Consider the following 23,554-nt stretch of genomic DNA (forward strand, 5'->3'; position numbering starts at 1 on the left):
CCTGAGAATTTTCCGACTTCGACTCTAGCAAGTCTAATAAACTAGAATTTGATTTGCTGCCCAGTTCTGCTACATTTTTTGAGTATAAGTTGAATTTTTCAGTATCTTTATACCTCAGAATAATTGATTGTTTAAATTTTAACTCTGAAGGAGAAATATTTTCTTCTTGTCTATGAGATTTTAATTCTGCTAATAAACTACCTGTATTTTCGTATATATTTTCTAGTTCTTTTAATGCGGAAATTCTCTCTTGATTAGCTTTTGATTCAGATAATTGTTGATTGATATTGATTTCTGAGTGTTTGTTTGATGGTACTCGTACTTTTGTACCTGAAGAATTGGATTTTAACTTTTCTAGTAAACTACCTTGATATCTGAGTTGACTAATTCCTTTATTCTCCAAAGAGTTAATATCTAAATTTACTCCTTGAGTTTCTTTCACCTCAACAGATTGTTCTTTGACCTCTTCTGGGTCTAAAATCGAATTTTCAGGAGTATTACTTTGAGAATGCATAGGTGGTGGGGCTGAAGAACCCTCGCCTGCATTTGAAATAACTGCTCCAATTACTCCTACTACTACAATATTACGAAAAACACTCATGGATTTTTTTATTAGTCTCCAAGTCCAACAGATATTTTAAACTAATGAGTTAATTGCTTTGCTAAAATTAAAGGTGAAAAGTTAAATTAATTAGTGAAAAATTAGAGATTTTCCCATAACCTTAATTTCTTAGGACTTACGCACCAGACCACATATATAGCGTTAAAAACTATAACGTTATAGTTTTTGCACTCTATATCTATATATAGTACCTTTGCCTAACTCCTGTTTCTTTTTTATTGACTCAGCGATCGCTCACAGCAGTTAATATTAGCTCTTCTACTCCAGCAACTGGCCAAATATTTGTCTGGAGTTGGGCTGCTAATTCTTCTAGGGTCATGTCATCTAAAAACAGATTATCCCCTTGTTTCAGCATTACTGAAGGTAACAAAATTCCTTCTCCCAAGTCTCGTCCCTGTAAACCTTCTAACAAGTCTTGGCCTGTTAATAGTCCAGTTACAGTGATGTCTTGTCCCCAATAATTGCTAGATAAGGCTACCATATTTACTTCCAATCCTTCAATTTGATTTAGTCGGTTGGCGATCGCTACGAATGCTTTCTCGACTGCATTCCCTACTACCCAGGTTAATTTTCTTTGGGTGCTTAAGCAAATGTCTGATTCAAAAAATTCTTTGACATAAGTTTCAAATTGTGATAAAAACTGGCGAATTGAACCGACACCATTACCAATTTGAGGATAATCTTCATATTCTGAAGCGGGGGGCAATTCTCGACGGGCAATTAAAAACCATTCGTCAGCTAACCAAATACAATTAGTCCCAGATGTTTGTCTGAGTTTGGCCTGAATTTCCTGCACTTGGTCTATGACTTCTTCTGCTTTTGCGGTAGTGACGGGTATTAGTTCATTTTCTGTAGGGCGAAAACGAGTCAACCCAACTGGTACGACTGCTACGGATGCGACTGCGGGTATATCTCCAGTATGAAATTTAGCTAAATCTAATAATGTACGTTCCAGGTGAATACCATCATTAATTCCTGGGCAAACCACAACTTGAGCGTGTATTTGCAATCGTCGTTCCAGGAACCACTGAATTTGTTCGAGTATTTTACCAGCGCGGGAATTCTTTAAAAGACGCGATCGTAATTCTGGTTCGGTAGCATGAACAGAAATATACAGAGGCGAAAGTCGCATTTGTTCTATTCTTTCCCATTCCCGTTGTGGGAGGTTAGTCAGAGTTAGGTAGGAACCGTAGAGGAAACTCAGACGATAGTCATCATCTTTTAGGTAGAGGGTGTCTCGTTTACCTGGTGGTTGTTGGTCGATGAAGCAAAACGGACAACGGTTGTTACATTGAATTAGACCATCAAAGAGAGCGGTGGCAAATTCTAACCCCAAGTCTTGGTCGTAGTCTTTTTCTATTTCAATATGATGGGTTTTACCTTTGGCATCGATAACTTCTATTTCTAAGTATTCGTCAGCGCAAATATATTGATAGTCAATGAGGTCTCTTGGTTGTTGTCCGTTAATAGAAGCGATCGTATCTCCAGGTTCAAAACCAATTTCGGCAGCGATAGAGTCGGGTATTACTTTAGTTATTAGAGCAGGTTTGATAGAAGTTTTACTCATTTTATGAAGGAAGAAGGAAGAAGCAAGAGGGAAGTAAGGAAGTAAGAAAGAAAAATTTATAGGACTTACGCAGAGACCACATATATAGTGTTAAAAACTATATTATAGTTCCTTTGCGTAAGTCCTGATTTAGTTATATGTAGCACAATACGGTTCAGATCAGACCAAAACTCATACAGCAGTTTTCAGATAAATGAACCACATTAAAAAAATGATAACCCGGTAGGGACGTTGGATGCAACGTCCCTACTGAAATGAAAAGCGCTTTCAATAATTAATAATTAATAATTACCTCTTCTGAAAACAGATAGGATTGGTTAAATATGCCGATGCTTCAGTGTTCCCCTAGACACGGGAAAAAATGAACGAGAAGGTTTTGTTTGACGAGATTCCCACATCACTTGAAGACGACGCTCCCATACCAGCATTTACGGACCAATTTGCTATAACTAAAAAATGCCGTAATTTGTGGTATGACAGACCTACGGTGTTATTCGACATTTGAGACAAGTTTTTTTTTTGACTTTCTCAAGAGTAATCCTCCTATATAGTCTCTAAACCCAGTTTTTTGAGCTTTTGTCTTTAATACATCGTTAAAGCGATTTGCTTACGCAACGCTTGCGCGAACGCACCATCGATGGAAACAAGAAAGCATGGCCACTGAAGTTGTTTCTTTCATCAAACTTACCCCCGGCCAGTAATTAACGTAAAATACATATCAGGTATATATTATACCCTTTTTTTTACTGTTTTTTCACTAAAGTCCCGATAGACATTTACATCTTAATTGGTAATTTATTACTACAATAAAAAATATATAAATTCCATAAATAATAAAAATTAAATACTTTTTCCTCTTTTTTTGTTGTATTTTTCTTCTCCTATATCCTGTTATCTGTATCGTAAATGTAGCAATATTTTATTAAATTGGTATTAATCTTTTTTGTAACAGAACCGTTTTAAAGTTAAAATTTAATGGTTAAATTTTATATCTAAGGCATTGCCGAATCAAGGTATAAAAATTAAAAGTTAATAATGTCAACTATTTGTTACTCATTAACCGATAAGATCCATGGCTAAATTATTTAACCAAAGCTCTTGCAGTTCTTCAGTAATTTATAAAAGCAACGATCCAGACGAGTTTGCTGATACCCTTGCCCTAGTAACAGGGCCAATTCAACTTCTCCCTCTAGAAAAAATTGTAGATTTTAAGGGTCGTGTAAATGCTTTGATGCCTCCCCATATAAAACTATTTAAAGTAAATTTCCAGGGTGTGCAAGTTATCCCTGAACAAAATAGGTCTTATATAGCTATCTCTTTTGTCACTGGGGGACTGGTTGAATTAGTTCAAGGTAGCCAAGTCTATAAATATGACCATAAACTTGCTATCGGTCATAACCCAACAGATTTGCTTAAGATGAGATGTAAGCATTCGGAAATGCTAGTAGCCATGTTTGATTTAGCTTTCCTTGATGCTTATGCGCAGAGTCTGGGAGAGTGGGCAAAAATACAGCCTGTCAAAATACCGATCAAAATTAACCTTGCCTCTCCCCATGGTCGCAGCTTATATCAAAGCCTTTCTTTTCTTTGGCAGCAATTTGAGCAAGTCAGTCCACTGTTGAACTCTCCCTTAGCAATCTCTGAGTATGAGAGATTTCTCTTGAGTCAATTATTCTATCTAGAAGATGGCGTTGCCGATCTTCCTCGCTCCACATCCAGATCCTCATTATTGACCCTCAGTCGTGCTGAGGATTATATAATAGCTAATCTGAATCAACCTCTGACGATTGAAGCGATCGCAGGGACACTAGGGGTTTCGCCGAGTACTCTATTTAAAGTGTTTAAAGACAAGCTTAAGATTACACCAATGCAATTTGTCAAAAGACAGCGACTACAAAAAGTCCGTGAAGCTTTACTATTGGCAAATCCACAAACCTCAACAGTAGTTGATATTGCATCGCGCTATGGTTTTTGGAACTCAGGGCGGTTTGCAGCAGAGTACCGCAAGCTTTTTCACGAAAACCCAACAGAAACCTTAAGACGATAAACCCATTTGTTTAATACAAGTTTGAAACAAAAAAATTCCACAAAAAGGTGCATCTCAAAATTTATGTATGCTTAATAGTAGAAACAAAGGATTTAAACTATTAAATTTTTAAAGTTGTTAACTCAAACCAGCTACATAAGTTAGGTAAGTGGGAAAATTTACAACTACGTCCGCAGCGACTGGAACGAAGTGGAAGGCTTGCGGAGCATTCCGGAACGGACAGCAATTCTCTAGGGTTTTGACTACATCAACATTTCGTTACATAGTTAGGTTTATTCGTACCTACTGGACCGACACAGCTAATTTAGTGCAAAATTGTAGGGTGTGTTAGACGGCTTAAATTAATACTATGAAAGAAATTCAGCAATTCGTCGTAACGCACCATTTTAGATGTGTCAGTCTACTACCTACTTAACAGATTTTAACTTTGATCTTACAAATTATTTCAGAAATATAGTATTGGGATCTAATTCCAGTTTTGGGGTCTAGGTGATTTTCAAGATGATGCTACTCTCACAGCAACTTTACTTCAGACCGAAGTAGGGCCTGCTTAATGGCGTAGATCGAAGGTTCGTGCAACCAGGGGCAATCGCAGCTTAAAACTATTGACTTGTATAAGTTTCAGCCTTTGCCTATCTTAGATATCAGTTTTGGGAATTGATATCATAAATGCAGGTCAATAGTTTTCCCTGTCTAGATTTGAAGCTATTTTTACATTCATTTTTCACTCGTCCCACTACTTATTTTTTTTAGTATATGGAGTACCACAATTCGGACAAAACTTATGCTTAAAAGACATTAAAGGTTCCTGGCATTTTTGACAAGAATTTAATAAACTATTGCCACAAATTAAACAATATTTAGCACGAGAAAGAGTCCAAACTGGGTCTGGAGTAGTACCACCTTTCCAACAACGAGGACAAAACTGCTTTTTGATTACCCCTTCAACAGATGTTCCATTTAATACCGCTTCTAGATATTCTTCTGGAATATTTAAAGCAACAGCTAATCCTTTCTTGGTTTTACTATTTAAACGTTTAGTTAAACCCCTTTCCAACTTACCTAAACTTTGTAGATGAATACCAGCAGCTTCTGCCAACTCTTGCTGAGAGATATTAGCACTTTCCCTCAGTCTCCTCAAATACTCGCCCACGGTTTCTTCTGGTTTTGGGGTTTTTGATGAATCAATAATATACATAAAAATATAATAATAATCCTGTTTAATAGTCACTTACAGAGAACAAGAAAAAGAACAATATAATAACTCTTTTTGTGTGACTAAAACTCTCGCTCTAGTTGCTACTGAATTTATTTATAGAGACAGCCTATCTAACTCTACCAAATTATCTTATGAAGTAACTTTAATGCCCTTACTAGAAAAGTTTGGTAGTTACTCCATTGAAATTATTAATAGAAAACTAATTGAAGATTATTTAACCTCCTTAACTCATTTATCTTATACAACCCATAACCGTCATCAAATAATTATACAATCTTTATTCAATTTTGCTGTACAAAAAAGTTATATAAAAGTAAATCCGGCCACAGGGATACAACAACAAAAACCGAATCGCTCCAAAGGCGAACATCAAGATGATAGTGTAATTCGTTATTTAACTAATGAACAACTAGAAACCTTATATCAATTAGTTGAACCGGATATTCGTCTACATACTATTGTGAGACTTCTGCATCGCACAGGAGCAAGAATCAGTGAATTATTGTCCTTAAATTTAGAAGATATTGACCGAGATAATTGTAAATTTCAAGTCATAGGTAAAGGTAATAAAAAACGCTGGTGTTTTTATAGTAAAGATGCTGCTACCCACTTAGAAAAATATATCCAATATTATCGCTACAACCCTCATCAAGCTCTATTTACAGCAAGACATCCATTAACCAAAATTGTGACCCGATTATCCTACCATCGAGTTTATAGCTTATGGAGAGAAGTAACCAATCAAAGTCCTATATTAACAGGAGTAAGACTCCATGATTTACGTCATACTTTTGCCACAGAAAGAGTGGGTTTAATGGGAATTGAAGAGTTACGAGCTTTAATGGGTCATTCTCACATTCAAACTACTCTAAAGTATCAAAAAGTTACATCATTAAGGGCAGAAAAAGTTGCTCAAAACGCTTTAAAAATACTATTAAAAAATGACTGATAAGTATATATTTAATATATATTAATGCGAAAAAAAATTCCCATAATAAAAGAGTATTGATAATACTCTTGCTCTGAAAAGTGAGTGTTGGGCGCGTGTATTTACTGTATAGATGTGGCTACAAGTCTTATTTCGTATAGGTTATAACCAAGTTCGTCAGCCCATAGTTCCCTTAAAAACTATTCAGTCTGTGTTGCAAAGTACCGTCAGGCCCATTATTATCTCTAGTTTCCTTACGCCACATTCTGTGGGCTTAATTGAGCAATCCTTTCTTTGAGATCTAGCTTGAATGTACCATAAGGATTAACATGACTAAAAATCAAAGGTGTAATAGCCCGTAAATCTGTCTCCGTCAACCTTTTTTCCCAATGTGGCTCTGCCAATACACTCTGAATCATCAAGGTATTCACATACACCAAACAATTTTGTAATAAATGCAAAGATAATACTGATAATTCCTGAGTTTCTAAACGATTAGAAGCAAATTCACCTCCTTTGCCGTAGAAAATAAAATCATTCACCCCATTCCATCTTTCCACAACATTTAAACCTTCATTTATTTCCCTTCGTACTGCTTCTTTTTCAAGATATTCACACAGAAAAATTGTTTTAATAGCTCTTCCTAATTCTATTAAAGCTAAATAAGTTGGATGTTTGAAAGAATTTTTTCTAAAACGTTTTAAAATAGCTTCTGTTTCTGCCGTTCCTAATCTCAAGGCTGTGGCATATTTTACCATTTGGTCATACTGAGTACGAATTAAATCCCAATTAATAGGACGAGTCAGAATTGGTTGTAAATTAGGATAAGCTTCTGGCTGGCCAACATGAGGACGATACAACTTTTGTACCTTAATTCGCTTTAACCGAGGCATTAATTGAAATCCTAACAAATGAGTAAAAGCAAAAGCTATCTCACTTTGTCCGTGACTATCTACATAGTTTTTCTCAACTTCCATACTAGAACAATGACGTAAAACACCCTCAATCATTGCAGTCACCTCGCTTGAAGAACAAGTTTTGAGTTGAGAATAAATGCAGGCTGAGTTTTTCTCTACGTGCCAATAAATCATCACTCCTCGACCTCTATAACGGAGGTGATATTGGTTCATTAAATTCTGTTCCCATGCTCCAAAATGTTTACTGTCACTGGCACAAGTTGTGGTTCCTTCTCCCCAAATCTGTGGTAAACGAATCTCAAAGATACTATTAATAACTTCAGTAATGGCACTGCGTAATTGTTCTTTATGAATATAGCGACGGCGGACATAGAGTAAGTCTTGATAGTTTTCGCCATTGATGCCTGTATTAATGCGTTTTAGTCCTGTATTTGTTCCCATGCCGTAGAGACAAAGTAGTAATCTTTTTTGTAGCGTTTCTCTATCTATAATTTCCCGTGTTCCCATACTCTTGAAGTTCCGAGTAAAGTTAACCCTTAAATCTGTCTCTTTGAGAATGTCTAATAAGCTGGTTTGATGCCAAATGCGATTAATTTCTCCTTTTAGTTGTTTGAGATTTAGGGGTTCATTTACTGGTGGAAATGGACTAACTCTAATTAAACTTTGATTTGTTCTGACAATATTAACATCTGGATTATCAGGCATTCCTTTGTCTAATTTTTCTAAGGAGTCAACCATTTTTTGTTGTAGGTTACAGACAAAAGTTTCTACATTTTCTGGCAAGGTTAAAGCTTGATAATATATTTGACGGTGTTGTTCAAAATCTGTGGGTAAATCTTCATCGGGATTTCGATAGCGATATGCTCCTGTTACCCAGATTTCTTTACAGGATAATCTTTCTCGAAGGGTTTGTAAAACACTGATTTCATAATTGATGCGGTTAATGCGTTCTTTTCCATCGGAGTCTTTTTCTAAAAGGATTTCTTTCCAACCACTTTTTAGTACTCCATCAATGGGTATGTTTTCTCCATTTTCATAGTATCTAGCTCTACTTTGAGCGTATTTCTTGAGTAGCTCTATTGCCTGAATTACTGGACGATGAATGTCATTGTTGGAGCGAAATTCTAAGGTCTCTAGGAGTAGGGGAATCATCCGGCGGTAGTGGTTGGCAAAGGATGCACGGATGACGGTGTGAACCTTTTGACGATAAGCTATGCCTGTAGATTTATATTCTTTGACTAAATTTTGGAGGGTTTGTTGGGGTACTATTGGATAAATAACTTTTTCAATGACTCCAGTAGGTTTAGCTACTGCTACTTCTGCTATACGGAAGAGTATATTCTGTTTTCCTGTAACTTGCTTGAAGTCTTCTATTAGTTGAGTATGTATACGTTTTTCGGCTCTGACGCTAATACGATGGATAATTTGAATGAGTAATTCTATTAGATTATCCGTAATTTCTTGACTACGTTGAATGCAGAAAGCTGCCATGAGTGTGTAGCGAATAGTGGGGGGATGTTGGCGTAAAAGGTATGGGGTTTCTGTTGCTGCTCGTTGACGATAGGTTTTTACTAGCTTTGGTGAAATTCCGGTTAATAAATCAGTGGGTAAGCCTATTTTCTGAATTAGTCTGAGTTTTTCTATTTCAGTTAGAAAACTCCCTAAACCTACTGGGCCTGGGTCAGTTTTGAGAAAAGCAAAATCTGATGTTTTAAATTTTTTGGGGTCGGTGTTATCTTCTTTTTCATCTGATTCTTCTGTGGTTAAGAGTAGATCAATTTGAGAGATTACTTTCTGGGATAGTTGAGAGAAAATTTGATGACAAAAGTTGGTTTCATGCTGAGTAATGGCACTGCGAATTAAACGCTCAACTTGTTTAGGAGTAGGAGGTTCAATATGAAGTTCCCGAAATCTTTGATAGACTGAAGTTAGTAGGGGGTCAAATCTTTGTTCGTGGGGTAAGATTGTTTCGATTAACCAGTTAAAGATATCTGACGCATCGTTAAGAGTAGCTGTCCGAAATCCGAATAACTGACGAATTTCTGCACGATGATTTTTAATAGTACGTCCTAGCCAATCGTATTTTGAATACAATTGAGGGGATTTTTTCAGTTGGGATGCAATGTAATAAATAATAATGTCTGGTATTTCTTCACTCTTGTCAGGAAAACGAGCCATGAGTTGAAAATATTTTAGTAAAATGGCAAAACTAATCTGATTAGAACCAATTTTTTTCTTCTGAATTAGTTCTAATTCTTGGGGAATAATTGTCCAGTTTTCAACCAGTTCTTCTGTCTTCCAATGTGATTTGACCATTCACTATTTTCTCCACATAAGCTAATATCAGTGGCCTAAAAGGATAAGTGAAGAGATGGTCAGAATTTGAGAAATTTAGAAAAAATGCAGATTTGAAATGGTTTATCAAAGAAAAAACATAAATTTGGGTTCCTTATGAATCAAGACTAACAACAGTTGAGATTCCCAAATCTGAAATCCATACAAGTCAAGTGTTTTGAGCTGCGATTGCCCCTGGTTGCACGAACCTTCGATCTACGCCTCTACACAACTGCAGCAAGAATTGGTGGGGCTATGGACTACATCGAGGGCGATCGCATCACCGACGGTGTAGATCAAACTGCACTGTTACTGTTGGGTGAAGATAATTCCCGCCGGAACTATATGTTCCACTACAATGGCTCGCAAGTAGGGGCGATCCGCTATGAAGACTTGAAGTTTTTCCCCACAGGGGAGAGTTCTGGTGGCTTACCTGAAATGGAAGTTTACAACGTCATACGAGATCCAGGAGAGAAGTACGGCGAGTTGTACCCTTATCTCTGGACAGTCACCCCCATCCAAAATATGCTGGACGAGCATCTGAAGATGATCGAAAAGTATCCTCATCGGGAACCAGAAAATCCGATCGCTGTCCAAGCTCCAACTCAATTGATTAGTCCTCACGACTAACTCGCAATCCCTGAGATTCTTACATGATTTGCATTTGAATCGCGTTTTAGTCTGAATCTGGATTACAAATAGGCGATCGCCCTTCCTCATTGGCAATGGCGATCGCCTCTTTATCTTCAATGATATAACTTCCAGAGATATTTTATCCATCCACACCCAAACTAACTTTTTCCAGTCTTTTGCAAAGTCTCTGAAGGCAACTCTCCAAACATGGTTTTGTAATCTTTAGCCTACATTCCGCACGACAAAATGTAGCATGAAAAACGGAGACAGGAGACAGGAGACAGGAGACAGGAGGCAATCAAAGTGGTCAATAGGAGTAAGTAATTGAGTATTTATGCTTAATATTTTCCTGAGAATCTGACTCCTGAGAAAGGTCAATGAATAGGATTTATAGAGTATAAATACGAACCCGCGCTACCATTTTTTATACTACTTTTAATATTACAACTTGACGTGCGGAATATGGGTTTAGCAAAATGACCGGAATTACGGCGTTGCATTATCAAGGGATGATTTTGATATGTATCCAAAAATTTAGCCCGATCAATCAAAAGTTTCAGATGCGTGCAAATTTAATTATCATCCCACAACTATGCAACGCCGGAATTACAGAACCAAAATTTACTGGCGAGGATGGCGATGCTAAAACTTTCGGGTTCGCTTGCCTTCAGGTGTTGTCGCACTGCATGAAGTCGTCGTACCTTGAGATAACGCATAGGACTCAAGCCAAATAAGTCCTGAAAACCATAGGATAACGCGGAACTGCTAGACTCTAAATTTTCAGCTAGCCAATTTCTCTTAGAACGGGATAAAAACATCATGCAACCTTTGTCTCAAGAACAAATTGAGCTGCTGAACAAACAGGTAATTGAAACTTTTGTTAAAACTGTAAATACAACATTTATTGTTGCTGTTGTTATTAGTCAAGCTGGTATTGCTAAAAGTTCATTGATTAATGTTGTGTTCAATATTAATCAATCAACTAATTTAGTTAAACCTTGTACGATGACTGTTGAAAAAGTTGTTATGAAGAGAAATAAAAGGGAATTATGGTACTATAATTTGCCCAAAATTGAGGAATCTGAATCAGCATATACACGATGATTAAATAATATCAAATCCGGTAGTATCAATGTAAAAAGCGTAGAAACCGGCTTTATATTAAATGCTTGACCAGATAAACATCTACCTCCGATAAACCAGGTTTCTTATAATACTTCCATTGCCAGCAGATTTGATATAAAAGCTACTTGAAACTGATAGCGATCGCCATGCTTACATTTCTTTAGACCTCTCCGGAAAAGAGGGAACTGGGAACACTTAACTGGGAACACTTAACCCACCCCTAACCCCTCCCAGGAGGGGAGTAATTGATAATTTCTGGATAAGAATTGATTCTATTTTTAATTTTCGGAGATGTCTTTTAGTCAAAAATACAAAAATACAGGGCATCAATACTTAAATTTTGGGGTTGGTTATTAGGTAATGCTCTTCAATATTTATGAACCGTACAACTATATTTTTTTCATAGATATTTGAGACAAAAGCATTACGCATTGACCAACGCCTAAATTTTTAGCCCTGTATATGTTCAAATTAACCTAAGCATTCAGCTATTTCCACAGCAAAAGCCGATCGCTGACCGCTGAATGCTTATTACCTATTTAGCTTTAGCTTCCTGACGTTCTTTAGCTTCCTTAATTACCACTTCCGCTACATTAGCAGGACAAGGTGCATAATGAGAAAACTCCATTGAGAACTGACCTCTTCCAGAAGTCATAGTCCGCAAGTCACCAATATAACCAAACATCTCACTCAATGCCACATCTGCTTTAATGCGACTACCAGTTGCCGTCGAGTCTTGAGACTTAATCATTCCCCGACGACGGTTAATATCTCCAATAACATCACCAACATGATCGTCAGGGGTAAACACATCAACCTTCATTATTGGTTCAAGTAGCTGAGGAGAAGCTTTAGAAAAAGACTGACGATAAGCAGCTTTTGCAGCAATTTCAAAAGCGATCGCCGAGGAGTCAACCGGGTGATAAGAACCATCTGTTAATGTGAACTTCATATCCACACAAGGGTAACCAGCTAACATACCCTTTTCAAAGCTACTTTCAAAGCCTTTTTGCACAGCAGGCCAAAATTCTCTGGGCACATTTCCACCAGTCACCTTTGACTCAAACTGGAAACCATCACCTGTTTCAGCAGGTTCTATCACATAGTCAATCTTAGCAAATTGACCGGAACCACCAGACTGCTTCTTGTGAGTATAGCTATCTTCAAGACGCTTAGTAATAGACTCGCGATAAGCTACCTGTGGCTTACCAACTTCCACATCTACCCCATAAGTCCGCTTCAGAATATCAACCTTAATATCCAAATGTAATTCACCCATACCCTTAATGATGGTTTCATTACTTTCAGCATCTGTCTCAACTCTGAAAGAAGGGTCTTCCTGAACCATTTTACTCAATGCCATGCCCAGTTTTTCCACAGAACCTTTGTCCTTAGCTGCCACAGCAATAGAAATTACTGGGTCAGGGAACACCATCGGTTCCAAAGTAGCAGGTTCTTTCGGGTCGCAGAGAGTATGGCCAGTTTGGACATTCTTCATCCCCACAATAGCAACAATGTCCCCTGCTTGAGCAGACTCAATTTCTTCGCGGGAGTCAGCGTGCATTTCCACCAAACGTCCAACTCTCTCAGTTTTGCCTGTAAAAGTATTCAATACTGTGTCACCCTTGGACAACGTACCAGAATATATGCGAGTAAAGGTCAAAGCACCATATTTGTCGTCCATAATCTTGAATGCCAAAGCACGCAGGGGCTTTTCTGGGTCAACGTAGGCAAATTTACCAGTCTCGTGACCCTCTAGGTCAATCTCTGGTTGTGGTTTAATTTCAGTAGGGTTAGGGAGATAATCTACAACTGCATCAAGTACCAACTGCACGCCCTTATTTTTGAAAGATGAGCCACAGTAGGTGGGGAAGAAAGCCAGTTCCTTAGTTCCCTTACGGATACAACCTTTGAGGGTATCAATATCTGGCTCTTCTCCTTCCAGATATTTTTCCATTACGTCGTCGTCTTGCTCAACAGCAGTTTCAACCAACATTTCCCGATATTTCTCGACATCATCAACCATATTCTCTGGAACGTCTTTAATTTCATATTTGGTTGGGTCTCCAGAATCATCCCAGACCCAAGCCTTGCGGGTGAGGAGATCCACAACTCCCACAAAATCATTCTCAATACCAATAGGTAATACCATTACTAATGGCTTGGCCGCGAGTATATCTTCAACCTGTTTCACAACTCTGTAGAAATCAGCTCCTGTACGGTCGAGCTTATTTACATAGATAATCCGAGCAACTTTAGAATCATTAGCATAACGCCAGTTAGTTTCAGATTGGGGTTCCACACCACCAGAGCCACAGAATACACCTACACCACCATCAAGTACCTTGAGAGAACGATATACCTCGATGGTAAAGTCAACGTGGCCAGGGGTATCAATAATATTTAATTGATGGTCATTCCAGAAGCAGCTTGTGGCGGCGGACTGAATCGTAATACCCCGCTCTTGCTCCTGTTCCATAAAGTCTGTTGTCGCAGCACCTTCGTGGACCTCACCGATTTTATGGATTTTTCCGGTTAGTTTTAGTATTCTTTCTGTTGTGGTGGTTTTGCCCGCATCAACGTGGGCGAAGATGCCGAAGTTGCGATAACGAGTGAGGTCTTTTGCCATATTTAACTCTCTTGTTAGATGTTACAAACTGTGTTCTTTTAGTATTACACATAGGGGGTTTATTTGACCTTGGTAGCTAGGGGAAAAATCAGTACTTATAGATTTCTGCTGGTAGGCTGGCCCCTAGCTGAGGTTGGATTTCCAAAGATACTGTTTGAAATCCTGTTTTATGCCCTTAGCTATATTGCTGATTGTAAAGTATCTTGACCAAAAATTAGCGTTGGGTGGGCAAAGATTTGACCATTCTATAGCGCTACATGCAAGTCAAAATTCAAAAGTCAAAATTCAAAAGTTATCTATGACTGAGTTTTAGGATTTACCAATGTCCGTGCCTTAAATGTGTAGTGCTATAGCTAGAAGGGAAGTATTGGCCACTATTAAAGATTGTAGGGAGTACCATGGCACATCCCTTAATTAGTTACTTTGACATCCTCCCCAGCCTAAAGGCACGGGGATTCCTACCGAGCCGTAGCTCTTCAGTGGGTTGACGTTTCACAGGCTGCTACTACCTTGGCGCTAGTCTTACGCTTATCTCCACGTCCGTTTTTTGTCTCCGTTAGCGAAGCTCCTCCGTTAGCGCAGCTCCTCCGCAGGAGGCAGGAGAGATGCCCTCCGGCGACTAATAGACCTCTCCGGAAAAGAGGGAACAGGGAACACTTAACCCACCCGTAACCCCTCCCAGGAGGGGAGTAATTGATAATTTCTGGATAAGAATTGATTCTATTTTTAATTTTCACTAGATGTCTAATATATTTATCGCTGCGTTTTCATCTCTATCGTGCTTCCTGCCACAGTTTAGACACTCCCATTCTCGCACCTGAAGGTCTAACTTACCACCCTTGAAACCACAACAAGAGCATTTACTTGTAGTTGGCTCCCATCTATAATACTTAGCTTTCCAGTTTATATTTATTCTCAACTTTATGCTCATAAATGACAGATTTATTGGCGTTGGTAAATCAAGAGATGAAACTTTAAAAGTAATCTGTTTTAATACCTCTAAATATTTAACCAGAGTAACTGGTGGGTATCACCCCTAGTATAAAATCATCCCACCAATTACCAACGCCGATTTATTGATGTTGATTTTTCACAAGTTTACCATCTCGTTTGGGAGATTTTTTTGTCTTTTTACCAACTCATTTATCCTGAATTATAAAGATTATAGTGACTTTTTAAATAACGAAATTTAACTCCATATTTTGACTCTATCATAGCTCTATGATTTTTCTGGTTTTACTTCTTTTTGGCTTTTTAACCATTCAATAATACCAATTACCAAAAGTAATGCTCTACTTGGGTAGAAATTCAATTATTAAGTAATTTAGGCAGCCCGAATAACTTTTTTGATAATTACTAGCTGGTTAATTTCAATTATTCTTATTTTTACTTCTCCACCACTCCCCTACTCCCCTGCTCAATAAAATTATGAAACTTTCATAAGGTAGATAATTGACAATTTTTTGCTGTTAATTTTAAGCATTCTAAATTCCTAGTAACCAATTTATGACGATCGAATAAAAAATGTTAACTTCTTCCAGAAGAAGTTAACAAAGTTATAGTAGTTCTCTTATGAATGAGGTACAGTATTTTTTTCTGTTCCCTAATTACCTTTTCCCGAAAATTCTAAATCTGTATCTCAGCAAGAGCGATCGTTCCTAGATCGAGTTATTGATAATTAAAGTTTGAATAGTTATGCTTTAATGTACTTAGAACTATATCATTATCTATATGGAGATCGAAAATTTTCTGACTTGGTTAATATTTTTTGGATTAATAACTAGCATTGCTATTGGTGCCATGATATATGCTTATCGTGGACAAGGAAGTATTTCTGTCCTATTTACAGAACCCATATCAATATCTTCATTAAGACCACCAGAAACAGCAGTAAACTTTCAACAAGGAAGTGAGGCTTTTCAAGTAGGAAATTATCAACAAGCTATCAATAAGTTTACTGAAGCTATACAGACTAATTCTAATATTGCTGAAGCTTATCATAATCGAGGTTTGGCTTTTGCTAATCTACGTCAAGATGATGAAAGTGTAGCAAATTTATTACAGGCAGGAGAATTATATCTCCAAGAGGGAAACCAAGAAGCTATCACTATTGTCAAAAAAAATCTAGAGTTATTAAAGGCGAGAAAAGAATCTAGGAAAACTGACACTTAATTGATATGATGTGATTATTTTTTAGGGGGTAATAATGGGCTTAGGTATTTTAATTGATGGTAAGTGGGTCTCTGAACGGGAACAAGAAGATTCTCAAGGTAGATTTATTCGCCCTCAAACCACTTTTCGGAATAAAATTACAGCAGATGGTTCTAGTGACTTTAAGGCAGAAGCAGGACGTTATCATCTATACATTTCTTGGGCTTGTCCTTGGGCACATCGAACTGCTATTATGCGGAAACTTAAGGGGTTGGAAGATGCTATTGGTTTGTCGGTTGTAGGTGCTGTAATTGACCAAAATAGTTGGGAATTTACTAATGAACCAGGCTCTATTCCTGATACTGTTAATAATAATAGTTATCTTTGGCAACTTTATCTTCAGGCAGACTCAAATTATAGTGGTAGGGTGACTGTACCTGTACTTTGGGATAAACAAACAGGTACAATAGTTAATAATGAATCTCGTGAAATTATTCGGATGTTTGATACTGAGTTTAATGGCATTACTAAAAATGATGTAAATTTATGTCCTGAAGATTTGTACGATAACATTGAAGAAACTATTGATAAGATTTACCAACCTATTAATAATGGTGTTTATCGAGCAGGTTTTGCTAGTTCTCAGTTAGCTTATGAAGAAGGGGTAAAAGATTTATTTGCAGCTTTAGATTATTGGGAAGATGTCTTGTCAAAACAACGTTATTTGTGTGGCGATCGCTTAACTGAAGCTGATATTTGTTTGTTTACTACTTTGGTTCGTTTCGATCCGGTTTATTATGTTCATTTCAAGTGTAATTTACGCCATATTTGGGAATATCCAAATCTGGGGAATTATCTGAAAGATATTTATCAACATCCAGGGGTAAAAGAAACTTGTAATTTTGACCATATTAAACGGCATTATTACATGAGTCATCCTAAGGTTAATCCTACTAAAATTGTGCCAGTTGGGCCAGAGATAGATTTAGATTCTCCTCATAACCGCGCATCAATAGACATCTCCGGAAAAGATTCTGAAACTATTACCGCGCCCTTCTAGAATTGGCATTTTTGGAGAGGTCTAATTTAAGGTAAGGGTTCAGCTATTAATCTCTGAATTCTTACGATCTAAGTGAATAGGAAAGAAGGAAAAAGACAGATGTTAAGATAGAAACTTTGTACTCTTTCTTTTTTCCTTAAACAGAGAAATGCTAGAATATTTATTCTACCGCCAGTAGGGGCGATTCGCGAATCGCCCCTACTAAATTTAGGGGTTTGATATTATTTGGCTTTCCTCAAACGATAAGCAAAAGTACCAAATATTAATAAACCTATTGCAGAAGTTGCTTCGGGAACTGAGGTCTTAGGTTCGGGTTCAGAACCTTCTACTGCCAGTGGAGAAAAATTATCAAATGCAAGTCCAACATTTCTTGTATCTCCCGTATAGTTTACGCGAATAGCATAAATATCTTTTTCTGGGCGGTCAAAAGACCAAAGCCAAGGAGAACCATCTAAGGCAAAAGTAGTACCAGCAGGACTGACAATAGAATCAATCACAGATAAATCAGATCCTAGTGCTTGAACTTCCCATTGTTCAGCTCCTATTACTGGATGACCATCAATATCCCAAATTTCAGCCGATGCAGCATTTGTTGGAGAAGTGTAAGAAATTAGAAGAGATTCACCTTTGGTTAGTGAGCCAACTCCTCGTAGGAAAAAACTACCTAACCTATTCTCAAAACCAGGAGCAGCTATATCATATACTCCTCCCTTTATTGATTCAAAAGCTGGTACAGGATCTGAATAGCCAACCGCCTCCAACCTTGGGAAAAGTCCGGCATCGGGTAAACCATCCAAATTACGGTCAATACCAAAAGTTACACCCAAGGATGAAAACTGATTTGTAATTGCCATATTATCTATAGCCACACTTCCATCAGGAAGTTTACCATCTAGAGGTTCAAAGTTAATCAGAGATGCTGCATTAACTGAATGATTGGGTAATACACACACGGAAGTTGCTACCGCAATACCCATCAATATTTGTTTGATTGTAGTCATAATTATTCGGTCAAAAACACAAAGTTGACATAGAGGGGTTTTATTTTTTCCCTCTATTAATCTCTTTGTCTAAGGTTTTGACTTCTATGCAACCAATAGAAAAAATTCCTGTTAATTAACACACCCTAATCAATTTTCTAAATTCTAAATTCTAAATTCTGAATTCTAAATCCCCTATTCCTGAGTACAAGCATCATAAAGCATTTGACTATTTTCACTTAAGTCATCCACCAACCATTTTCTTTGAATTCTTTGAGCTTTTTTATTGTTAGCAAGAAAGTCATTAACATACCTTTGCCAACTAGAATTTTCTTCTCCTCCAGGAAGTATGAACCCATAACCCGCACAAAATGGACGACCATTTTCCTGATTGATAGTAATAAAAGTGTAATCTTTTTCCATATCAAAGTTCATTGTCTCCGCTATACCTAACAACAGAGTTCCATCACTAGCAAAACCACTAATTTCACCATCCAACAAAGCTTTAACACCTTGCTGTTCAGTTAAAAATTTATTCTCAATTTGTTCTTCAGGATAAGTGCTTTTTAGATCCATTTCAGTGCTAGTATTCCTAATTACGCCAACCATAGCATTACCTGCATTCACATCTTCTTCTTTCCTACCTCTTTGAGCTAAAACTTGTGTTGCTGTGATAAAAAAAGGCGCAGAAAAATTCACACCATATTTTTCTTCACGTTCAGCACTAATAGTATTAGGACCACATTCTAAATCTACCCTACCACTTGTTACCATATCCCAACGACTTTGGACAGTTGATGTCACAAACCTTACCCTGATAGGATCGAGTTGATTGGCGCTGAGACGTTCAGCTAAAGCATAAGCAATATCTCTACAATATCCTGTCCGTTTTCCGTCCTCGTTCCTGGAGCCAAACCAATAGGCATCTTCTCTAATTCCTACGAAGATCAACTCTCTTCTAATGATAGTTTCCTCTGTTTGTGCGTGACTTATTTTTGCCGGGAAAATAGTCCCCAGGAATGCTAGGGATGAAGCAATAATAATTTTCAGTTTCTTGTTCATATATTTTAAAATTAAAATCTCAAAGTGCTTCGAGTCACAAATACCCAAATAGAGTCATTTCTCTCGTCATGTTCCGGTTTAGTTTCAACAAAAAAACCAGACGTTACATCTATATTATTAGAAATTCGATAATTGTAGAAAAGTTGAAGTTGTATAGAAGTGTCTGGGTCATCTTCACCATTGTCAATATCAGTCAATTTTGGCTGTTGACCAACCGAAAAACCTAAACTTCCATTTTTAAACACTAAGTCATCTATAGCTACCGTCACTGCCCAATTCCAAATATCCGCTTCATCTCCTTCACGATCGCCTGCTTCTGCTTCAGCATTGCTATAACCAACCCAACCTGAAATAGTAAACGGCGCCCAGCGATAGCTAGTTTGGAATCCAAAATGGTCTGCTGAAGTTGCCACTCTGCCAAAAGGTCGTCGAGCATTGCGACTCCCTGTAGAACCTGTTACATTAACTAAATCTGCCGTATAATATGCTCTGACATAAGCAAAAGAAAAATCAAAATATAGGTTTGGTGAGATTGTTAACTGAGCGTAAGTGCTATTGGTACCGTTAAAAAGTCCACCACCTTCTCTGGGATTGTTCACTGTTCTACTACTCGCAAGATAAGCTACATCCAACCTAAAATTCGGGTTAATTTGATAACTATAACCCAAACCAGCACTCCCTACTTGCCTGTATATGGTGGGGTTGTAAACTGGAAATCGAGCGAGAGTACCTGTGGTACCACTAATTAGTTTAGGATTAAGAGAAGGAGTCATCAAATCGAAGTTTAGTCCAGTAGGTCCTATATAAATACTCATTTCATTGTTGAGGGGAAAAATATAGTATGCTTGTGTTAGTCGCGCTACATCTTTCCGTGAAGAGTCTAAATTTACACTAAAGGGTATAGGAGTACCTGTATTTATTCCTACTTGGTCTCCAGCTCTTAGAGCAGTTCTGAGGAAGTCTCTGCCTGTAAAACTTGTATCAAAGTTGAGAGCGAATCTATACCCAAAGGCTGTTTGGGTATCAGCGGCACTCAAGATAGTATCTTCTCCACCATCATCACCAAAGGCGTCAGACAGAATCATGTTTACTCTGCCTTTGAGCAAAGTTGTGGTAGAAAACTGATTAGCTTCCAGAATGTCTGTCCTAGTTTCCAAGGCATTGAGGCGGGACTTAAGATCGGCTATTTCTATGGCAAAATCTGCTTGTAATCGTTGGCTTTTTGCTAAGTCTTCTTGGGAAATATAGCCCTCATCGAATTCTTCTATCAGACTTTGAATAACTTGTAAACATTCGTTCAGATTTGCTGCAAATTCATATCGACTGATGGCTCTATTGCCACTAAATGTAGCATTTGGGGAGGCTAATAGACAACCATAACGTTCTGCTAATCCTTGGAGGGCACTGTAGGCCCAATCTGTAGGGAGAACGTCACTCAGTTGATTGACAGAGTTAACTCTTTCTAATGGGGGAGATATTTCGGAAGGTTGGTTGAGTTGATTATATTGTTCTATTTGTCCTAAAGTATCGTTAGTTTGCTCCTTGAGTGTGGTTGTGGTTTCCTGGTTCGAGTTGGCAAGTGGTTGAGATTTGGGCGGAGGTTGGTTGAGTGAGTTGTACTCCTGTATTTTTTCTAAAATCTGGGCAGTTTGGTCAATAGTTTTATTTGATAGTTGCTTTTGAGCTTTACTGCTGGGAACAATAGATAAAACAAATCCTATTCCTAGAACTAAGGGAAGAATTACAACATCATAAAGTTTACGTCCCATATTTTTAATTTGATAATTTTATTGATGCTAAAAAAGGCATTACGATTCTAATACGCAAATGACGCTATTAAAAATTTTTGGTTGTCCTGTATAGTAATGGTGAAGATATATATTTTTTAATTTCTTTCCACACCTCCCAAACTCCCCACACCTCCCACACCTCCCAAACTCCCTACACTCTCTCTACCATTACTATGCACCACTACCAAATTTTTTTTTAATGATTATTTCCTCTGGCGTGTTAGACTTAAAAGTACATTTGGTATCTGTGACTAAATATAGGAAAAGTGTATTTACAGCAGAAGGATTAAAATTAATCAAGGATTCGTTTGAAACTGTAGCTAAGAAGATGAACTTCAAGATATTAGAGTTTAATGGGGAAGCCAATCATGTTCATGCAGCTATTGAATACCCACCCAAATTGTCTATATCTCAAATAGTTAATCATCTTAAAAGTGTTTCCAGTAGATTATATGGAGCAGCAGGATATCAGAAGCCTCACAAAACCGCGCTTTGGAGTCCTTCATATTTTGTGGCTTCAGTTGGAGGCGCAGCACTTGAAACTCTGAAAAAGTTCATTCAAGGAGGAAAGTCCCCCTTTTAGGGGGAGGCTTTAAACCCAATTTACTGGTAAAAATACTAGCCATGAAATAATCAGAATATATAGTTTCTTGTTCATAATTGTTAGTTTTAACATTAGAATCTCCAAGTAGCTCGAGTTACAAATACTGTAATTGGGTCATTTCGGTCGTCATGCTCTGGTTCAGTTTCAACAAAAAAACCGGATGTTATATCTATATTATTTGAAATTCTATAATTGTAGAAAATTTGAAATTGTATAGAAGTATCTGGATCATCTTCTCCACCATCAATATCTGTTACTTTTGGTTGCTGACCAACGGAAAGACCTAACATTCCATTTTCAAATACTAAGTCATCTATAGCTACTGTCACTGCCCAATGCCAAATATCTGCTTCATCCCCTTCGCGATCGCCTGCTTCAGCTTCAGCATTACTATAACCAACCCAACCAGAAATAGTAAACGGTGCCCAGCGATAGCTAGTTTGGAATCCAAAATGGTCTGCTGAAGTTGCTACTCTGCCAAAAGGTCGTTGAGCATTTCTACTACCTGTAAAGCCTGATACATTAACTAAATCTGCTGTATAATATGATCTTACATAAGCAAAAGAAAAATCAAAATTTAGGTTTGGTGAGACTGTTAACTGAGCATAAGCACTATTTGTACCGTTAAAAATTCCACCACCCTCTCTTGGATCGTTTACTCTTCCTGTACCACCACCAGGACCCCCTCCGAGATAAGCAATATCTAACCTAAAATTTTCGTTAATTTGATAACTATAACCCAAACCAGCGCCTCCTACTTGAATGTAGATGGTGGGGTTATAAGCTGGATACAAGGCAAGACTTCCTGTATTACCACTAATTAGTCTAGGATTAAGTGCAGGAGCCATCAAATCAAAGTCAAGTCCAGCAGCTCCAATATAAAGACTCATTTTCGTGTTGAGAGGAAAAATATAGTATACTTCTGTGAGTCGTGCTACGTCGTCAGGTGGAGAACCTGCGTTTAAGAAAGTATGAGCTGTCTCTGTATTCAATCCTGGTAAATCTCCTACTCTTAACCTAGTTCTCAGGAAGTCTAGACCTGTAAAACTGGTATCGAAGTTCAATGTTACGGCATGGCCAAAAGCTGTCTGGACGTCATCAGCACTTACTGTAGCACCGTCTTCACCATCATTACCGAAAGCGTCATACAGGGCCATAGTGACTTGCCCTTTTAGCAAAGTTGTGGTAGAAAACTGATTAGCTTCTAGAATGTCTGTCCTTGTTTCCAAGGCATTGAGGCGGGACTTAAGGTCGGCTATTTCTATGGCAAAATCTTCTTGTAATCGTTGGCTTTTTGCTAAGTCTTCTTGGGAAATATAACCTTCATCGAATTCTTCTATCAAACTTTGAATAACTTGTAAACATTCGTTCAGATTTGCTGCAAATTCATATCGACTGATGGCTCTATTGCCACTAAATGTAGCATTTGGGGAGGCTAATAGACAACCATAACGTTCTGCTAATCCTTGGAGGGCACTGTAGGCCCAATCTGTAGGGAGAACGTCACTCAGTTGATTGACAGAGTTAACTCTTTCTAATGGGGGAGATATTTCGGAAGGTTGGTTGAGTTGATTATATTGTTCTATTTGTCCTAAAGTATCGTTAGTTTGCTCCTTGAGTGTGGTTGTGGTTTCCTGGTTCGAGTTGGCAAGTGGTTGAGATTTGGGCGGAGGTTGGTTGAGTGAGTTGTACTCCTCTATTTTTTCTAAAATTTGGGCAGTTTGGTCAATATCTTTTTTTGCATGTTGCTTCTGAGCTTTACTGCTGGGAGCAATAGATAAAACAAATCCCATTCCTAGAACTAAGGGAAAAATTACAACATCATAAAGTTTACGTCCCATATTTTTAATTTGATAATTTTATTGATGCTAAAAAAGGCATTACGA

The 23,554-nt window shown here is 37.7% G+C and carries 18 protein-coding genes; 7 read left to right on the forward strand and 11 right to left on the reverse strand.

Going from position 1 to position 23,554, the window contains the following annotated elements; translation table 11 throughout:
* Positions 1 to 601: hypothetical protein (locus ACP6PM_RS34180; protein WP_426591299.1), on the reverse strand; the 601-nt coding region annotated here is incomplete at its 3' end.
* 244 nt (positions 602 to 845) lie between these two features.
* A complete protein-coding gene (locus ACP6PM_RS34185) occupies positions 846 to 2,189 on the reverse strand; it encodes a TIGR03279 family radical SAM protein (RefSeq protein ID WP_426591300.1) in 1,344 nt (447 codons plus the stop codon).
* Positions 2,190 to 3,261: 1,072 nt separating this feature from the next.
* Between ACP6PM_RS34185 and ACP6PM_RS34190 the strand changes: the two genes are divergently transcribed.
* Positions 3,262 to 4,236 (forward strand): helix-turn-helix transcriptional regulator, encoded by a 975-nt coding sequence (locus ACP6PM_RS34190; RefSeq protein WP_426591301.1) that lies wholly within the window; start codon positions 3,262 to 3,264, stop codon positions 4,234 to 4,236.
* Between the two features lie 736 nt (positions 4,237 to 4,972).
* On the opposite strand, the gene ACP6PM_RS34195 is transcribed toward ACP6PM_RS34190, so the two are convergent.
* Entirely contained in the window at positions 4,973 to 5,434 is a 462-nt protein-coding gene (locus tag ACP6PM_RS34195) for a helix-turn-helix domain-containing protein (RefSeq protein WP_426591302.1), read from the reverse strand.
* A 76-nt stretch (positions 5,435 to 5,510) separates the two neighbouring features.
* On the opposite strand from ACP6PM_RS34195, the gene ACP6PM_RS34200 reads away from it, so the two are divergent.
* Entirely contained in the window at positions 5,511 to 6,404 is an 894-nt protein-coding gene (locus tag ACP6PM_RS34200) for a tyrosine-type recombinase/integrase (protein ID WP_426591303.1), read from the forward strand.
* 233 nt (positions 6,405 to 6,637) lie between these two features.
* Here ACP6PM_RS34200 and ACP6PM_RS34205 read toward each other — a convergent pair whose 3' ends face one another.
* Positions 6,638 to 9,616, reverse strand: coding sequence for a Tn3 family transposase (locus ACP6PM_RS34205; RefSeq protein WP_426591304.1), 2,979 nt, complete (start codon positions 9,614 to 9,616; stop codon positions 6,638 to 6,640).
* A 363-nt stretch (positions 9,617 to 9,979) separates the two neighbouring features.
* Between ACP6PM_RS34205 and ACP6PM_RS34210 the strand changes: the two genes are divergently transcribed.
* Positions 9,980 to 10,264: a hypothetical protein gene (locus ACP6PM_RS34210; RefSeq protein ID WP_426591305.1), complete on the forward strand. Its 285-nt coding sequence runs from the start codon at positions 9,980 to 9,982 to the stop codon at positions 10,262 to 10,264.
* A 593-nt stretch (positions 10,265 to 10,857) separates the two neighbouring features.
* On the opposite strand, the gene ACP6PM_RS34215 is transcribed toward ACP6PM_RS34210, so the two are convergent.
* Positions 10,858 to 11,088 carry a helix-turn-helix domain-containing protein gene (locus tag ACP6PM_RS34215; protein ID WP_426591306.1) on the reverse strand — a complete coding sequence of 77 codons (231 nt, stop codon included), beginning with the start codon at positions 11,086 to 11,088 and terminating at the stop codon, positions 10,858 to 10,860.
* On the opposite strand from ACP6PM_RS34215, the gene ACP6PM_RS34220 reads away from it, so the two are divergent.
* Complete coding sequence (locus ACP6PM_RS34220; RefSeq protein WP_426591308.1) at positions 11,087 to 11,371, forward strand: GTPase family protein; 285 nt, start codon at positions 11,087 to 11,089, stop codon at positions 11,369 to 11,371. The two genes, ACP6PM_RS34215 and ACP6PM_RS34220, sit on opposite strands and share 2 nt — an antisense overlap.
* Positions 11,372 to 11,927: 556 nt before the next feature.
* Here ACP6PM_RS34220 and fusA read toward each other — a convergent pair.
* Positions 11,928 to 14,021, reverse strand: a complete 2,094-nt coding sequence (gene fusA / locus ACP6PM_RS34225) for an elongation factor G (RefSeq protein WP_426591309.1) — start codon at positions 14,019 to 14,021, stop codon at positions 11,928 to 11,930.
* 736 nt (positions 14,022 to 14,757) lie between these two features.
* Entirely contained in the window at positions 14,758 to 14,952 is a 195-nt protein-coding gene (locus ACP6PM_RS34230) for a zinc ribbon domain-containing protein (protein WP_426591310.1), read from the reverse strand.
* 800 nt (positions 14,953 to 15,752) lie between these two features.
* Between ACP6PM_RS34230 and ACP6PM_RS34235 the strand changes: the two genes are divergently transcribed.
* Together ACP6PM_RS34235 and ACP6PM_RS34240 are read left to right on the forward strand one after the other, a co-directional pair.
* On the forward strand, positions 15,753 to 16,193 hold the full coding sequence (locus ACP6PM_RS34235) for a tetratricopeptide repeat protein (protein ID WP_426591311.1): 441 nt from the start codon (positions 15,753 to 15,755) through the stop codon (positions 16,191 to 16,193).
* Positions 16,194 to 16,227: 34 nt separating this feature from the next.
* A complete protein-coding gene (locus ACP6PM_RS34240; RefSeq protein WP_426591312.1) occupies positions 16,228 to 17,232 on the forward strand; it encodes a glutathione S-transferase family protein in 1,005 nt (334 codons plus the stop codon).
* A 221-nt stretch (positions 17,233 to 17,453) separates the two neighbouring features.
* On the opposite strand, the gene ACP6PM_RS34245 is transcribed toward ACP6PM_RS34240, so the two are convergent.
* The 3 genes from ACP6PM_RS34245 to ACP6PM_RS34255 all read right to left on the reverse strand — a co-directional run bounded on the left by ACP6PM_RS34245 (position 17,454) and on the right by ACP6PM_RS34255 (position 21,043).
* Entirely contained in the window at positions 17,454 to 18,233 is a 780-nt protein-coding gene (locus ACP6PM_RS34245; RefSeq protein ID WP_426591313.1) for a hypothetical protein, read from the reverse strand.
* Positions 18,234 to 18,407: 174 nt separating this feature from the next.
* Positions 18,408 to 19,274: an amino acid ABC transporter substrate-binding protein gene (locus ACP6PM_RS34250; RefSeq protein ID WP_426591314.1), complete on the reverse strand. Its 867-nt coding sequence runs from the start codon at positions 19,272 to 19,274 to the stop codon at positions 18,408 to 18,410.
* 11 nt (positions 19,275 to 19,285) lie between these two features.
* Positions 19,286 to 21,043, reverse strand: a complete 1,758-nt coding sequence (locus ACP6PM_RS34255) for an iron uptake porin (protein WP_426591315.1) — start codon at positions 21,041 to 21,043, stop codon at positions 19,286 to 19,288.
* A gap of 220 nt (positions 21,044 to 21,263) precedes the next feature.
* Between ACP6PM_RS34255 and tnpA the strand changes: the two genes are divergently transcribed.
* Positions 21,264 to 21,647: an IS200/IS605 family transposase gene (tnpA, locus tag ACP6PM_RS34260; RefSeq protein WP_426591316.1), complete on the forward strand. Its 384-nt coding sequence runs from the start codon at positions 21,264 to 21,266 to the stop codon at positions 21,645 to 21,647.
* Positions 21,648 to 21,739: 92 nt separating this feature from the next.
* On the opposite strand, the gene ACP6PM_RS34265 is transcribed toward tnpA, so the two are convergent.
* A complete protein-coding gene (locus ACP6PM_RS34265) occupies positions 21,740 to 23,509 on the reverse strand; it encodes an iron uptake porin (protein ID WP_426591317.1) in 1,770 nt (589 codons plus the stop codon).
* Positions 23,510 to 23,554 lie beyond the last annotated feature (45 nt).

The organism is Dapis brunnea BLCC-M229, from assembly GCF_050015995.1.
GTDB lineage: Bacteria > Cyanobacteriota > Cyanobacteriia > Cyanobacteriales > Microcoleaceae > Trichodesmium.